This is a genomic window from Micromonospora sp. CPCC 205561 (assembly GCF_036906775.1).
Lineage (GTDB): Bacteria > Actinomycetota > Actinomycetes > Mycobacteriales > Micromonosporaceae > Micromonospora.
The window spans coordinates 23,491-37,689 of sequence record NZ_JBAKHV010000042.1; the positions used below are offsets into that span (position 1 = coordinate 23,491).

The following is a 14,199-nucleotide window of genomic DNA, read 5'->3' on the forward strand; positions in this document are numbered from 1 at the left end:
GGGGGATGCGCAAGCCGCTCAGGCGCGCCTCACCGCACGCCGAACAGCACCGGCAGGGGGCGGCAGCCGGTCAGGCCGCGCGCATCAGGGGGGCCGTCACCCGAGCGACCCGGCGCCAGGTGGCCCCGGGCAGCCACGCCCGGGGCCACCGACGACGCTCTCCCGGTGGTCGCCCCCGGTCGGGCGCAGCGGGCGTTCCTAGCTCCGCCGGACGGGGCGGTCGGCGCCCGGCCCGGCACCCCGTGGACGGACCGGCACGACCTCGGGTGCCGGTCCGGTGCTGTCGCGGCGCACCACCTCGGCGGGCAGGACCTCGACGCGCGGCGCCGGCGCCCCCGCGTCGAGTGCCAGTGACATCGCGCGGGCCCCCATCTCGACCAGGGGCAGTCGGACGGTGGTCAGCGCGGGGGTCACGTCGCGGGCGATCGGCATGTCGTCGAAGCCGACGACCGACACCTGCCCAGGCACCGCCACCGACCGGGAACGCAGCAGCGTCAGCGCGCCGATCGCCATCGAGTCGTTGAGCGCGACGATCGCGGTCAGCTCCGGCTCGGCGTCGAGCAGGGCGGCGGTGGCGGCGACGCCGCCGTCGCGGTCGAACTCGGCGTGGCGTACCCGGTGCTCGGGCAGGCTCAGCCCGTGCGCGGCGAGGGACTCGCGCAGCCCCGTGAGCCGGTCGGTGGTGGTGGTGAGCACCGCCGGCCCGGCCACCACCCCGATCGCCCGGTGCCCGAGCTCGTAGAGCTCCGCGCCGATCAGCCGGCCCCCGGCGCGGTTGTCCGGCATCACCGCGTCGCCGGAGTGCTCGTGCCGGCCGATGACCGCGACCCGTCCGCCGGTCGCCTCGTACGCGGTGAGCTTCTCGTTGAGCAGGCGGGTGAAGGTGGCATCGTGGTAGCCCGAGCCGGCCAGGATGATCGCGGCGACCTGCTGGCCGCGCAGCAGCTCGACGTACTCCAGCTCGCGGTCCGGGTCGCGGTAGCTGTTGCAGATCATCAGCAGCCGGCCCTGGTCGGCGGCGACCCGTTGCAGGCCCCGGGTGATCTCGGCGAAGTACGGGTCGGAGACGTCGTGCACGATGACGCCCACCGCCGTGCGGTGCGAGCGGGCCAGCAGCTGGGCGTGCGCGTTCGGCACGTACTGCAACTCGGCGACGGCCCGGAGCACGCGCTCGCGCAGCTCCTCGGTGACGGGCTTGCTGCTGCCGTTGATCACCCGGGAGGCGGTGGCGGGCGAGACCCCCGCCCGCCGGGCCACGTCGGACAGGGTCGCCACTGCCGCTCCCTCGGTCGCTCGACGGCCGCGCCCGGGTGCCGGCCACCCGTCACCGTACCGTAGCCAAAGCCCTTCCCCGGCCCCGCGCGCGGCCCGGCGGCTGACCGCGCGGCGCGTGCCGGGCGGCCGGGCCGGACGGCCCCTTGCCGGATAGGGGAGGCGTTCCCTACGCTGCCAGGAAAGCGCTTGCCTGACCTCCGCCGCCGGGGACCTCCGGGCGGCGGCGCAGGCGTGGAAGAGGGTCGCCGCCCGCCGCCGTCCCGGCCGGCGACGCCCGCGGAGGGAAGGAACACCATGACCCGCAGGTCGATAGGCATCATCGTCAACGGCGTCACCGGCCGGATGGGCTACCGGCAGCACCTGGTGCGCTCCCTGCTCGCCATCCGCGAGCAGGGCGGCGTGCCCCTGGCCGACGGCACCACGATCTGGCCGGAGCCCGTCCTGGTCGGGCGCAGCGAGGCCAAGCTCCGCGACATCGCCGAGCGGCACGGCCTGACCGACTGGACCACCGACCTGAGCGCCGCGCTGGCCCGCGACGACGTCGAGGTCTACTTCGACTCCCAGGTCACCCAGCAGCGGGAGAAGGCGATCCGCCGGGCGATCGAGGCGGGCAAGCACATCTACACAGAGAAGCCGCTGGCCGAGGACACCGAGGGCGCCCTCGACCTGGCCCGGGCGGCGCGCGCCGCCGGGGTGCGTACGGGGGTGGTGCAGGACAAGCTCTTCCTGCCGGGGCTGCGCAAGCTCAAGCGGCTCATCGACGGCGGCTTCTTCGGGCGGATCCTGTCGGTGCGCGGGGAGTTCGGCTACTGGGTCTTCGAGGGCGACTGGCAGCCGGCCCAGCGCCCGTCCTGGAACTACCGCAGCGAGGACGGCGGCGGCATCGTCGTGGACATGTTCCCGCACTGGCAGTACGTGCTGGAGGAGCTCTTCGGCCGGGTGCGCACGGTGTCCTGCCTCACCGCGACGCACGTGCCGCAGCGGGTCGACGAGGCGGGCCGGGCCTACCCGGCGACCGCCGACGACGCCGCGTACGGCATCTTCGAGCTCGACGGGGGCGTGGTCGCGCAGCTCAACTCCTCCTGGTGCGTCCGGGTGCACCGCGACGAGCTGGTCGAGTTCCAGGTCGACGGCACCGAGGGCAGCGCGGTCGCCGGTCTGCGCAGCTGCCGGGTGCAGCACCGGGCGGTCACCCCGAAGCCGGTCTGGAACCCGGACCTGCCCGTCACCGAGCCCTTCCGGGCACAGTGGACGGAGGTGCCGGACAACGAGGAGTTCGACAACGGCTTCAAGGTGCAGTGGGAGGCGTTCCTGCGGCACGTGGCCGCCAACGAGCCGTTCCCGTGGGACTTCCTGGCGGGGGCGCGCGGCGTGCAGCTCGCCGAGCTGGGCCTGCGCTCGGCGCGCGAGGGCGCCCGGCTGGACATCCCGGAGCTGGAGCTGTGAGCGCGAGGAGTGAGCCGGGTCTGCGAGCCCCGCAGTCGCGATCGGAAGGTGGGCCTGTGAGCGCGAGGAGTGAGCCGGGTCTGCGAGCCCCGCAGTCGCGATCGGAAGGTGGGCCTGTGAGCGCGAGGAGTGAGCCGGGTCTGCGAGCCCCGCAGTCGCGATCGGAAGGTGGGCCTGTGAGCGCGAGGAGTGAGCCGGGTCTGCGAGCCCCGCAGTCGCGATCGGAAGGTGGGCCTGTGAGCGCGAGGAGCGAGCCGGGTCTGCGAGCCCCGCAGCCGCGATCGGAGGGGGGCCCCGCGAGCGCCGCCGAGGTGGTGCTGCCCGGGGGGCGGCGGTACCGGCTGAGCGGGGGCGGGGGGTTCCCGCGCCCCGCCGGGCCGTCGAGCAGCCGCATCGCGTACGCCGCCGCGCACGTGGTGGCCGATCCGCTCGCCGAGAACGTGCCGGGCGCCCCGGCGGTGCTGGACTGGGAGCGGACCCTGGCCTTCCGGCACCACCTGTGGTCGTACGGCTTCGGGGTGGCCGAGGCGATGGACACCGCGCAGCGCGGCATGGGCCTGGACTACCCGGCCACCCGCGAGCTGATCCGGCGCAGCGCCGCCGAGGCCCGCTCCGTGGGCGGCCGGATCGTCTCCGGGGTCGGCACGGACCAGCTCCCGCCCGGCCCGGCGACCCTGGCCGAGGTCGCCCGCGCCTACCGCGAACAGCTCGACGACGTGCGGGCCGCCGGGGCCCGCCCGGTGCTGATGTGCAGCCGTCACCTGGCCGCCGCCGCCCGCGGCCGGGAGGACTACCTGCGGGTGTACGACGAGCTGCTGACCGCCGCCGAGGAGCCGGTGGTGCTGCACTGGCTGGGCCCGATGTTCGATCCGGCGCTCGCGGGCTACTGGGGGTCGGCCGACCTGGACGAGGCCGCCGACGCCGTGGTGGAGCTGATCAAGGCGCACGACGCCCGGGTGGACGGGATCAAGGTCTCCCTGCTCGACGCCGAACGCGAGGTGGCGTTGCGCCGCCGGCTGCCCGCCGGGGTGCGCCTGTACACCGGCGACGACTTCCACTACCCGGAGCTGATCCGGGGCGACGACAGCGGTCACTCCGACGCGCTGCTGGGGGTGTTCGCCGCGATCGCGCCGGCCGCCGCCGCCGCGCTGGCCGCCCTGGACCGGGGCGAGCCGGACGAGTACGACCGGATCTTCGCGCCGACCGTGCCGCTGGCCCGGCACATCTTCGCGGCGCCCACCTGGCACTACAAGACCGGCATCGTGTTCCTGGCCTGGCTGGCCGGGCACCAGGAGCACTTCACGATGGTCGGCGGGACCCAGACGGGCCGCTCGCCGGCGCACCTGGCCACCCTGCTCACCCTCGCCGACGCCGCCGGCCTGCTGCCCGACGCCGAGCTGGCCGCCGGCCGCGCCCGGGCGCTGTTCTCGGTGGCGGGAGTGGCTCAGTGAGCCCGCGCGGCGGCGAGCGGAGGGCGGCCCGGTGAGCGGCGTCGACGGGCACGACCTGCGGCGGTTCTCGTTCAACCAGGCAACGTCGCAGCACTGGGCGCTGCCCGAGGTGGTCGCCGGCTGCGTCGCCGCCGGCGTACCGGGGATCGGGTTGTGGCGGGAGCCCGTCGCCGAGTACGGGCTGGCGCGCGCCGCGAAGCTGGTCCGCGACGCCGGCCTGGAGGTCACCTCGCTCTGCCGGGGCGGCTTCTTCACCGCCGACGGCTGGCGGGCGGAGAACCTGCGGGCCATCGAGGAGGCCGCCGCCCTCGGGACCTCGGCCCTGGTGCTGGTCTCGGGCGGCCTGCCGCCGGGCAGCCGGGACGTCGACGGGGCCCGGGAGCAGGTCGCCGACGCCATCGCCGAGCTGGTCCCGCACGCCGCGGCGGCCGGCGTGACGCTGGCGATCGAGCCGCTGCACCCGATGTTCTGCGCCGACCGGTGCGTGGTGTCCACCCTGGGGCAGGCGCTGGACATCGCCGAGCGGTTCGATCCGGGGGTGGTCGGGGTGGTCGTCGACGCGTACCACGTGTGGTGGGACGACACGGTGTACGCGCAGATCTCCCGGGCGGGCCGGCGGATCGCCGCGTTCCAGGTCTGCGACTGGGTGACCCCGCTGCCCGAGGGGGTGCTGCTCGGCCGGGCGCTGCCCGGCGACGGCTGCATCGAGCTGCGTCGGCTGCGCGAGGCCGTCGACGCGGCCGGTTACGCCGGGCCGGTCGAGGTGGAGGTCTTCTCGGCCGAGGTGTGGGCCCGGCCGGGTCGCGAGGTCCTGGCCGCCTCGATCGCGGGATACCTGCGCCACGTCGCCTGAGAACGGTCCCGGCCGGCCGGCGTCCGGCGGCCGGCGGGGATCCGGGCGATGATGTGGCGATGACCGACCGGCTGGTGCACCTCGGCGACCTCGGCGCGTGGCTGATCAAGGGCAACGCGGACCGGGTCGACCTGACCGGCCGCTTCGCCCGCGACCCGCGGGTGACGAGCTGGTGCGTACGTCCCGGCTACCGGACCCGGCTGATGCGGGCCGGGCAGCCGGTGGTGTTCTGGGCCAGCGGCAGCCGGGGCCGGCTCGGGTACGGCGTCTGGGGCGTGGGGCTGGTGGCGGGCGTCGCGGTGCCGGGCGAGGCGGGCGCGGCCTGGACGGTGCCGCTGGACCTGACCGTTCTCGACGAGGCGCACCGGGTCCGCCGGGAGCTGTTCCGCGCCGATCCCCGGCTGGCCGGCGCGGAGGTGCTCCGGCAGCCGCAGGCGGCCAACCCGTCCTTCCTCACCGCGGCCGAGTTCGCCGCGCTGCGCGAGCGCCTGCCACCGCCCTGACGGCCGGTCCGGCCGCCGGGGTCGCCGGCGCGCCTTCACCTGGCCCGCCCCGCTCTCTATGATCGGTCTGAAAACTGTCGCCGGACAGCCGGCCGAGAGCCGGCAAAAACCTACAGGCGCGGCCGGCGCGCCGGGAAGGGTGGGCATGGCGCTCTCCGCGACCGTCCTCGCCGAGCTGCGCGGCATCGTCGGCCCGTCGCACGTGCACGACGCGGCCGGCGACCTCGTGGCGTACGCGCGGGACGCCACGCCCCTCTTCTCGCACCGGCCCGACGCCGTGGTCTTCCCGGCCGACACCGCCGAGGTCGCCGCCGTGCTGGCGCTGGCCACCCGGCACGGGGTGCCCGTGGTGCCGCGCGGCGCGGGGTCCAACCTCTGCGCCGCGACGGTGCCGCTGCGCGGCGGCATCGTGCTGGTGCTGACCCGGCTCAGGGCCATCCTGGAGCTCAGCGCCGACGAGCTGCTCGCCCGGGTGCAGCCGGGCGTGACCAGCGCCGCCCTGGCGGACGCGGCCGCCGCGCGGGGCCTGCTCTGGGCGCCCGACCCGGGCAGCCGGACCGTCGCCACCGTCGGCGGCACCATCGCCACCTGCGCCGGCGGGCTGCGTGGCCTGAAGTACGGGGTGACCCGCAACTACGTGCTCGGTCTGGAGGCGGTGCTGCCGACCGGCGAGGTGATCCGCACCGGCGGCCGGCTCTGGAAGGACGTCGCCGGCTACGACCTGACCCGGCTGCTCACCGGCTCGGAGGGCACCCTCGCCGTGATCACCGAGGCGACGGTGGCGCTGCTGCCCGCCCCGGCGTCGACGAACACCGGGGTCGCCTACTTCCCGACGCTGGCCGACGCGGGGGAGGCCGTGGCCCGGGTGATCCGGGCCGGGGTGGTGCCGGCGACCCTGGAGTTCCTCGACCGGGCCTGCATCGAGGCCGTGGAGGACTTCGCCCGGCTGGGCCTGCGCGCCGACGCCGGCGCCCTGCTGCTCTTCGGCGACGACGGCCCGCCGGACCTGGTCGCCGCCAACCTGGAGCGGATCGGCGCCGCCTGCGTGGACGCCGGCGCGGTGGAGGTCACCACGGCCCGCGAGGTCGCGCAGGCCGAGGCGCTGCTGGCCGCCCGCCGCTGCGCGCTGCCGGCGCTGTCCCGCCGCGGCGGGGTGACCATCCTGGAGGACGCGACCGTGCCCCGGCCCCGGATCGCCGAGATGGTCGACCGGATCGACGCCGTCGCCGCCCGGCACGGCGTCGCCATCGCCACCTTCGGCCACGCCGGTGACGGCAACCTGCACCCCACCTGCGTGCTCGACTCGGCGGAGGACCACGACGCGGTACGCCGCGCCGAGGCGGCCTTCGCCGACGTCTTCGCCGCCGCCCTCGACCTCGGCGGCACCATCACCGGCGAGCACGGGGTGGGCGCGGCGAAGCTGCCCTTCCTCGCGGCCCGCCTCGGCGAGGAGCAGCTCGCCCTGCTGCGGCGGATCAAGACCGCCTTCGACCCGGCGGGCATCCTCAATCCCGGAAAGCTGGGCTCGTGACGGGCGACGTGTTCAACCCGGAGCAGCTGTCGCGCTGCATCTCCTGCGGGTTCTGCCTGCCGGCCTGCCCCACGTACGCGATGACCGGCGACGAGGCCTCCTCGCCGCGCGGCCGGATCACCCTGATGCGGGCTTTGCAGGACGGCAGCCTGCCCCCGGACGACGACACCCTCGCCGAACAGTCCTCGTTCTGCCTGGGCTGCCGGGCGTGCGAGCCGGTCTGCCCGGCCGGCGTCGAGTACGGCAGCCTGCTGGAGCAGTGGCGGGTGCACCAGTGGCGGGGCCGGCGGCGACCCCTGGTCGCCCGGGCGCTGATGCTGCTGGTCGAGCGGCGGTGGCTGCTGCGGCTCTCCGGTCTCGTCCGCCGTGCCGCCCGCGGCCCGGCCGCCGCCCCGGGAACGGCGCCGACCGGGGGCGCGCAGCTCATGCTGGGCTGCGTCGAGCGCGGGCTCTACCCGGCGGTCAGCCGGGCGGCGCACGCGCTCGCCCCCGAGCTGGCCGTCCCCACCGCCCAGGGCTGCTGCGGCGCGCTGCACGCGCACAACGGCGACCTGGCCGGCGGCGAGCGGCTGGCCGAGCGGCTCGGCGAGGAACTGCCCGGCACGATCGTCACCACCTCCGGCGGCTGCGCCGCCCACCTCACCTCCGTGCTCGGCTCCGACCGGGTACGCGAGCTCTCCACCTGGCTGGCCGGCCGGCCCGCCGGGGGCGAACTGCGCGTCGCCGGTCGGCGCGCCCGGGTCGCCCTGCAGGACTCCTGTCACCTGCGCAACGGTCTCGGCGTCTTCGCCGAGCCCCGGGCGCTGCTGCGCCAGGTCGCCGACTACGTGGAGCTGCCCTCGGCGGCCGCCTGCTGCGGGGCCGCCGGCACGTACTCGCTGCTGCGGCCGAGGGAGTCGCGGCGGATCCTGGACGCGAAGATCGACGAGATCGAGGCGGCCGGGGTGGACCTGGTGGTGGTGGTCAACCCCGGCTGCCTGCGGCAGCTGCGCACCGGGCTGCGCCGGCGCCGATCGACCGTGCGGGCCGTGCACCTGGCCGAGCTGCTCACCCGCGTCGAGCCGCCGTCGCGACCGGCCTGAGCGGATCCGCCGGAGTCGCCGGTCACGGGACCGCCGTGGCGGCGGTGACGCGAGTCCCCACGGCCGCGACGAACCCCGGCCCCGCGCGACCGCGCGGGCAGTCCCGACCGATCAGTCCGACACTAGGTACGCCGAAGGCGATCGCCGGGGCGTGGGCCGCGCGGCGGTGCGCGACCCGCCGTCGGAAGGAAGCTCCCGAGCGGCCCCGCTCAGGTCCAGCAGGCGGTGTACGCAGGGGGCGGGGTCGGGCAGCGTGAGGTGGCCTCCGGCGAGGTCGACGGCCTGCCGCACCCGCAGCAGCGCGGTGATGCCGTGGGCGCTGAAGAAGGTGACGCCGGACAGGTCGAGCCGGACCTCGTCCGCGTGCCCACCGCAGAACAGCTCCACGAACTCGACCAGCAGGTGGGCGCTGCTCATGTCGAGCTCACCACGGACCTCGACGACCCGGATCGTGCGCTGCACGGTCACGGAGAGGGAGACGACGGGCGGGGCCGTGCGGCGGAGACGACCCGTTCCGGTCGCGGGCAGCGTCGCATCGAGTGACGGTCGTACGGTCGACATGACGCCTCCCGGAATGGACAACGGGGTAGCGGGCCGGCGGCCGCCGCGCTCGCGGCGGGGCACCTGCCCTGGGGCGCATGTCTTGACCCGCATCAGACGCTACCCGCGCCCCGGGCCCCGCACACACGGGCACGCGCGGATCGACGGGTGACGGCGCTGTCTGCGCGCGGGACCGGGCCGGCCGGTAGGTTGGGGCCGCGCACAGCCGATCCCGGCACGGGCGGTCGGCGCTCCGACCGCAGAGGGGGCCCACCCGATGGAGCAGAGCCCGCTGGACCCCCGGGAGGCGCTCGCCGAGCTCGGCCGGTTCCGGCTCGGGGAAGCCGGTCTGGAAACGGTCGTGTCGCAGATCGCGGCGTTGGCCCGGCGGGGCGTCCCCGGTGCCGAGGAGGTCTCCGTGACGCTGCTGCGGGGCGAGGCCCCGCAGAGTCTCGCGTACACCGGCGCGCTGGCGCGGGAACTCGACGAGTGGCAGTACGCGCACGGCGGGGGCCCGTGCCTCGACGCGTCGGTCAGCGGGGGAGTGCTGAGCCTGCCGGACATGGCCACCGAGAACCGGTGGCCGGCATGGGCCGCCGAGGCCCGCGACCGGGGGGTGCACAGTTCGCTCTCCCTGGGACTGCCGATCCAGGAGGCTGTGGTCGGCACGCTCAACGTCTACGGCACCCGGCCGCACGCCTTCGACCCGGAGGGGATCGAGCTGGCGAAGACCTTCGCGGCGTACGCGGCCGTCGCCCTGGCCAACGCCCACCTCTACGAGAGCACCACCACCCTCGCCCTGCAGATGCGCGCCGCGATGGAGAGCCGCGCCGTCATCGAGCAGGCCAAGGGGATCATCATGGGCGAGCGGCGGTGCACGCCCGAGGAGGCGTTCGCGCTGCTGTCCAGGATCTCCCAGGACAGCAACCGCAAGGTCCGGGACGTGGCCGCGGCACTCGTCGACCGGGCCATCGGCCGGCAGCCGTGACCCCGCCCTACCGGTTCTGCCCCGCGGCGGCGCCGCGGACCAGGGCCTCCGCGACGTCGCGCAGCTTCCGGTTGGAGTTCTGCGAGATTTTCGCGAGGATGCTGAACGCCTCCTCCGCCGTGCACCGCCGCTGACCCATGATGATCCCCTTGGCCTGCTCGATGACGGCCCGGCTCTCCATGGCCACCCGCATCTGCTGCGCCAGCGTCGCCGTGCTCTCGTAGAGGTGGGCGTTGGCCAGGGCGATCGCTGCGTAGCCGGCGAACGTCTGGGCCGCCGCCGTGACGTCGTCGAACGCGCCGGGTTCGGCGCCGTAGACGTTCAGCGCCCCCACCACGGCCTCCTGGATCGGCAGGCCGATGGACATCGAGCTGCCGGCGCCCGCCGCGTGCGCGGCCCGGGCCCACTCCGGCCACCGGCTCTCGGTGGCCATGTCGTGCACGACCATGGTGCTGCCGGTGGTGGCGGCGTCCAGGCAGGGGCCCCGGCCCTGCTCGTACTGCCACTTGTCGAGACGCAGCGCCAGCTCGCCGGTGAACGCGGCGGTGTGCGCCTCGGTGCCGTGCACCAGTGTCACCGACACCTCCCGGGTGCCCGGGATGCTCTCCTTGGCGACCTCGGCGATTCGGGCCAGGACGGTGTCCAGGTCGGACTCGTCGTGACGGATCGCCCCGAGCCGGATGACGGCGTCGGTGAGATCCAGCGGTGGCTGCGGCATGGCGTCACTCGTCCTCGGCGAACGGCGCGGTGGTGCTCCGGCGGAGCCGGACAGCGCGTGGTGGCGGTCCGAGGGCACGGACCGCTGTACCGGATCCACGTTCGGATCCGGGACCGGCGCCGCTGCTTGACGCGCGTTCGCGACGCCCCTGTCGGCGTTCGCTACAGGCCCACCAGTTTACGGCGCGGCGCCCGCCCGCGACCGGCGGCCCGCGCCTGGCGCCGCCCCGGCCGGCGTGCGCCGCCCGGACATCGCCTGACGCCACACCGACCGGGGCGGGCGCCGCCTCACTCGGTGCGGATGCCGTCCGGACGGGTCAGCCGCCACAGCACCGGCAGGCTGAGCCCGGTGACCAGCAGCACCACCGCCGCCCCGAGGCCGGTGGAGACGCCCAGTGCCGGCCAGGCGATCGTGACCGGCGTCTGCACCATCCGCAGCAGCACCGCGCCGAGGCCGAGCCCGAAGACCACCGCCAGGGCGAGCCCGATCGCCACCGGCACGGCGGTCTGCCAGAGCACCGACCAGCTCAGCGTGGTGCGCCGGGTGCCGACCGCGACCAGCATCGCCAGCAGCCGGCGGCGTTCCCGGAGCTGCTCCAGCACGCCGACCAGCATGCTGGCCCCGATCAGCAGCAGGGTGACCACCGCGCCGATGTAGAGGCCACGCTGGACGTTGACGAACTGGGTGGCCCGCCGTTCCCCGGTCAGCGTGAGCACCGAGGCGAACGGGTCGACGCCGGCGGCGGCGTTGCGGACGTGCTCCACCGCGTCCGGCCGGTCGGGCGCGAGCCGCAGGTACGCCTCGGCGCGCAGCGGCCCCAGCCGGGCGGCGTCGACCGCGCCGGGGGTGGCCAGCACCCCGCCCTGCGGGTAGCCGGACGGGTCGGTGCGCACCGGCGCCTCCCGGGCGGCGCGCGGGACCCGCCAGGTCACCCCCTCGGTGTCGGCGACCACGACCGTGCCGCCCGGCCCGACGCCGGCTGGCTGGCCCTCGGGATCCCGGACGAGGAACACGTCCCCGTCGGCGCACCGGTCGAGCCGGGCGAACTCGGCCAGCGCCGCGCAGTCGCCGACGCGCAGCACGCCGTACGCCCCGTCGGCCGTGATCGAGGTCGTCAGCGTGGCGGTGCTGGCGGTCACCCCGGGCGCGCCGGCCAGCCGCTCCAGCGCCGGGAGCGCGTCCGGCCGCGCCGGGAACTGCACCTGCACCTGGGCCCGGGAGGGGTCCTGCCCGGTGTCGAAGGTGAACCGGCCGGCGACGCCGGCGAAGAGCATCTGCAACCCGATGGTGCCCGCCACGGCGACCGCGATGCCGTTGACCAGCCGCGCCGAGGCGGCGCTGTCGAGCTGGAGGCGGCGCACCGCGAGCTGCCACGCGACCGGGCCGCCGCGCAGCCGGCGTACCAGCAGGTCGGTCAGCCAGGGCAGCAGGGTGACCACGCCGCCCAGCAGCAGCACGGCGCCGGCCGCGGTCTGCCGCTCGTCGCCCAGCGGTGCGACGCCGGCCGCGCCGGCCAGCAGCAGCCCGAGCCCGGCGGCCGGCAGCAGCAGCCGCCACAGCAGCCGGCGGCGCACCGGCGTCGCGCGCCGGGTCACCCCGAGCGGCTCGACCAGGACGGAGCGCATCGACACCAGCGTCACCACGACGGCGAGCGCCGGCACCGCCAGCACGACGGCGGCCACCAGCGGCAGCGGCGGGCGCACGTCGGCGGCGTACACGCTCAGATCCATGAGGGTGACCAGCGGCACCACCTGCCGGCCGAGCGCGAAGAGCACGCCGCCGGCCGCGACGCCGAGCAGCGCGCCGGCGGCGGCCTCCCCGGCGGCGATCCGGTGGACCATCGCGGCGTCGGCGCCGACCAGCCGCAGCGCGGCCAGCCGCCGGTCGCGCCGCTCCCCGCCGAACCGCACGGCCGCGCCGAGGAACACCGCGATGGGCAGCAGCAGGACCACGAAGATGACCACCACCAGGACCATCAGCACCGGGTCGAAGGCCTCGCCGGGCAGCCCGCCGCCGAACGCGTCCAGCCGGGTCGCGTCGTCGGCGGTGAGGGTGTCGCTGCCCAGGTAGTAGGCCAGCTCGCGCGGACCGGCCAGCCCTTCGTCGGCGATGACGCCGGTGACCGTGGCCCCGCCGAGGCGGGGGGCGAACAGCGCGCCGTCGGCGGAGCCGAGCAGGTCGCGCAGCGCGGGGGAGACCAGCACCTCCCCGGCGTGGGGCAGGGCGGCCACCCCCGGCGGGGCCGGCGCGGCCGGTCCCTCGGGCCGCAGCACCCGGCCCCGCACCGGCTGCCCCCGGAACTCGCTGTCGGTCTGGCGGATCAGCAGGGTGTCCGCGGCGGCCGGGATCTGCTGGCCCATCCGCAGGTCGTCGCGGGCGTCGCCGCGCGCCTGCCGGGCGTCCAGCGCGCCGGGCACCGCGGCGGCGAGCAGCAGCACCGCCACCCCCACCCCGACGCCGACCGCGGTCAGCACCGCCCGCAGCCAGCCGTCCCGGCCGCCGGTGAACGCCATCCGGGCGCCCATGACCAGGTCGGCCGCGCCGTCGCGCAGCCGCGTCACGCCGCGACCTCCAGGTCCCGGGTGCGGCCGTCGCGCACCACCACCTCCCGATCGGAGTACGCGGCGACCCGCGCCTCGTGCGTGACCAGCACCACGGCCGCGCCGGTGTCCCGGGCGGCGGCCGTGAGCAGCCGCATCACCCGTTCGCCGTTGAGCGAGTCGAGGGCGCCGGTCGGCTCGTCGGCGAAGACCACCCGGGGGCGGGTGACCAGCGCCCGGGCGACCGCCACCCGCTGCCCCTGCCCGCCGGAGACCTCGCCGGGCCGCTTGCCGGCCACCTCGGCGACCTCCAGGCGCTCCAGCCACTCGGCGGCCCGCCGCTCCGCCTCCCGGCGGCCGGCCCGGGCCAGCCGCAGCGGCAGTGCGACGTTCTCCAGGCAGGTCAGCTCCGGCACGAGCTGACCGAACTGGAAGACGAAGCCGAACTCCTCCCGGCGCAGGGCGCTGCGCCCGGCGTCGCCGAGCGTGGCGAGGTCGCGGCCGGCGTAGAGCACGCGGCCGGAGTCGGGCCGGGCGATGCCGGCGAGGCAGTGCAGCAGGGTGGACTTGCCGGAGCCCGAGGAGCCCATCAGGGCCAGCACCTCGCCGGAGTGGACGCGCAGGCTGGCCCCGGCGAGCGCCCGGGTCGGCCCGAACGAGCGGTGCAGGTCCTCGGCGAGAAGCAGCGGCGCGCTCACGACCGGACCGCCGCGCCGAGCTCGTCGAGGCGGGCGGCGGTCAGCTCCAGCCAGCGCAGGTCGGCCTCCAGGTGGAACAGGGCGTGGTCGCAGACCAGCTGCTCGGCGAGGTCGCCGTCGCGCTTGCGGCGGGTCAGCTCGCGCATCATCCGCAGGTGCTCGGCGCGTTGCACGTCGAGCACGTCGGCGGCGGGGCGGCCGGTGAGCAGGGCGAGCACCACCTTCGTGTAGAGGGTGCTCTGCAGGTACGGCTCGGGCTTCTCGGCCCGCGCGAGCCACTGCGTCACGTCGGTGACGCCGGCCTCGGTGATCGCGTACCGCTTGCGCTCCGGGCCCTCGCCCGGTTCCACGGCGTCCACCTCGACCAGGCCGCCGCGCAGCAGCCGGGAGAGGGTGGCGTAGACCTGCCCGTACGCGAGCGGGCGGGCGTGACCGAAGCGCTCGTCGTAGAGGCGCTTGATGTCGTAGCCGTGGCGGGGGGTGGCCTCCAGGAGGCCGAGGAAGGTCTGTCCGATCGACATGGCGGCGACTATACACACCGGGTATACCCGATGTGTATAGCGGTACGCTGCCT

The 14,199-nt window shown here is 76.0% G+C and carries 13 protein-coding genes; 7 read left to right on the plus strand and 6 right to left on the minus strand.

Going from position 1 to position 14,199, the window contains the following annotated elements:
- Nucleotides 1-198: 198 nt before the first annotated feature.
- Nucleotides 199-1,275: a LacI family DNA-binding transcriptional regulator gene (locus V6V16_RS20640; protein WP_334564434.1), complete on the minus strand. Its 1,077-nt coding sequence runs from the start codon at nucleotides 1,273-1,275 to the stop codon at nucleotides 199-201.
- 294 nt (nucleotides 1,276-1,569) lie between these two features.
- Here V6V16_RS20640 and V6V16_RS20645 point away from each other — a divergent pair, with 294 nt between their 5' ends.
- The 6 genes from V6V16_RS20645 (at nucleotide 1,570) to V6V16_RS20670 (ending at nucleotide 8,141) form a co-directional block, all read left to right on the plus strand.
- Nucleotides 1,570-2,721: a Gfo/Idh/MocA family protein gene (locus V6V16_RS20645; RefSeq protein WP_334564436.1), complete on the plus strand. Its 1,152-nt coding sequence runs from the start codon at nucleotides 1,570-1,572 to the stop codon at nucleotides 2,719-2,721.
- A gap of 341 nt (nucleotides 2,722-3,062) precedes the next feature.
- Nucleotides 3,063-4,172, plus strand: a complete 1,110-nt coding sequence (locus tag V6V16_RS20650) for a dihydrodipicolinate synthase family protein (protein ID WP_334564494.1) — start codon at nucleotides 3,063-3,065, stop codon at nucleotides 4,170-4,172.
- Nucleotides 4,173-4,203: 31 nt separating this feature from the next.
- Nucleotides 4,204-5,025, plus strand: coding sequence for a sugar phosphate isomerase/epimerase family protein (locus tag V6V16_RS20655; protein ID WP_334564438.1), 822 nt, complete (start codon nucleotides 4,204-4,206; stop codon nucleotides 5,023-5,025).
- Between the two features lie 59 nt (nucleotides 5,026-5,084).
- The gene (locus V6V16_RS20660) at nucleotides 5,085-5,528 is read left to right on the plus strand and encodes a hypothetical protein (RefSeq protein WP_334564440.1); all 444 of its coding nucleotides are present in this window, start codon (nucleotides 5,085-5,087) and stop codon (nucleotides 5,526-5,528) included.
- Nucleotides 5,529-5,673: 145 nt separating this feature from the next.
- Nucleotides 5,674-7,059: an FAD-binding oxidoreductase gene (locus V6V16_RS20665; protein ID WP_334564442.1), complete on the plus strand. Its 1,386-nt coding sequence runs from the start codon at nucleotides 5,674-5,676 to the stop codon at nucleotides 7,057-7,059.
- On the plus strand, nucleotides 7,056-8,141 hold the full coding sequence (locus V6V16_RS20670) for a (Fe-S)-binding protein (protein WP_334564445.1): 1,086 nt from the start codon (nucleotides 7,056-7,058) through the stop codon (nucleotides 8,139-8,141). The genes V6V16_RS20665 and V6V16_RS20670 overlap by 4 nt, the downstream gene beginning before the upstream one ends.
- 111 nt (nucleotides 8,142-8,252) lie before the next feature.
- Here V6V16_RS20670 and V6V16_RS20675 read toward each other — a convergent pair whose 3' ends face one another.
- The gene (locus V6V16_RS20675; protein WP_334564447.1) at nucleotides 8,253-8,702 is read right to left on the minus strand and encodes an STAS domain-containing protein; all 450 of its coding nucleotides are present in this window, start codon (nucleotides 8,700-8,702) and stop codon (nucleotides 8,253-8,255) included.
- A 256-nt stretch (nucleotides 8,703-8,958) separates the two neighbouring features.
- Here V6V16_RS20675 and V6V16_RS20680 point away from each other — a divergent pair, with 256 nt between their 5' ends.
- Nucleotides 8,959-9,669 (plus strand): GAF and ANTAR domain-containing protein, encoded by a 711-nt coding sequence (locus V6V16_RS20680; protein WP_334564449.1) that lies wholly within the window; start codon nucleotides 8,959-8,961, stop codon nucleotides 9,667-9,669.
- A gap of 7 nt (nucleotides 9,670-9,676) precedes the next feature.
- On the opposite strand, the gene V6V16_RS20685 is transcribed toward V6V16_RS20680, so the two are convergent.
- From V6V16_RS20685 to V6V16_RS20700, 4 genes are all read right to left on the minus strand, one after another.
- On the minus strand, nucleotides 9,677-10,387 hold the full coding sequence (locus tag V6V16_RS20685; RefSeq protein WP_334564450.1) for a GAF and ANTAR domain-containing protein: 711 nt from the start codon (nucleotides 10,385-10,387) through the stop codon (nucleotides 9,677-9,679).
- A gap of 287 nt (nucleotides 10,388-10,674) precedes the next feature.
- Nucleotides 10,675-12,948 carry an ABC transporter permease gene (locus V6V16_RS20690; RefSeq protein WP_334564451.1) on the minus strand — a complete coding sequence of 758 codons (2,274 nt, stop codon included), beginning with the start codon at nucleotides 12,946-12,948 and terminating at the stop codon, nucleotides 10,675-10,677.
- Nucleotides 12,945-13,625, minus strand: coding sequence for an ABC transporter ATP-binding protein (locus V6V16_RS20695; protein ID WP_334564454.1), 681 nt, complete (start codon nucleotides 13,623-13,625; stop codon nucleotides 12,945-12,947). The genes V6V16_RS20690 and V6V16_RS20695 overlap by 4 nt, the downstream gene beginning before the upstream one ends.
- Nucleotides 13,622-14,146 (minus strand): PadR family transcriptional regulator, encoded by a 525-nt coding sequence (locus V6V16_RS20700; protein WP_334564457.1) that lies wholly within the window; start codon nucleotides 14,144-14,146, stop codon nucleotides 13,622-13,624. Before V6V16_RS20700 ends, V6V16_RS20695 begins: the two co-directional genes overlap by 4 nt.
- Nucleotides 14,147-14,199 lie beyond the last annotated feature (53 nt).

Bases quoted from the DNA above. Each gene is read 5' to 3' on its own strand.
- V6V16_RS20645 (WP_334564436.1), top strand. From the start codon at position 1,570: ATGACCCGCAGGTCGATAGGCATCATCGTCAACGGCGTCACCGGCCGG.
- V6V16_RS20660 (WP_334564440.1), top strand. From the start codon at position 5,085: ATGACCGACCGGCTGGTGCACCTCGGCGACCTCGGCGCGTGGCTGATC.
- V6V16_RS20665 (WP_334564442.1), top strand. From the start codon at position 5,674: ATGGCGCTCTCCGCGACCGTCCTCGCCGAGCTGCGCGGCATCGTCGGC.
- V6V16_RS20675 (WP_334564447.1), bottom strand. From the start codon at position 8,702: ATGTCGACCGTACGACCGTCACTCGATGCGACGCTGCCCGCGACCGGA.
- V6V16_RS20680 (WP_334564449.1), top strand. From the start codon at position 8,959: ATGGAGCAGAGCCCGCTGGACCCCCGGGAGGCGCTCGCCGAGCTCGGC.
- V6V16_RS20685 (WP_334564450.1), bottom strand. From the start codon at position 10,387: ATGCCGCAGCCACCGCTGGATCTCACCGACGCCGTCATCCGGCTCGGG.
- V6V16_RS20700 (WP_334564457.1), bottom strand. From the start codon at position 14,146: ATGTCGATCGGACAGACCTTCCTCGGCCTCCTGGAGGCCACCCCCCGC.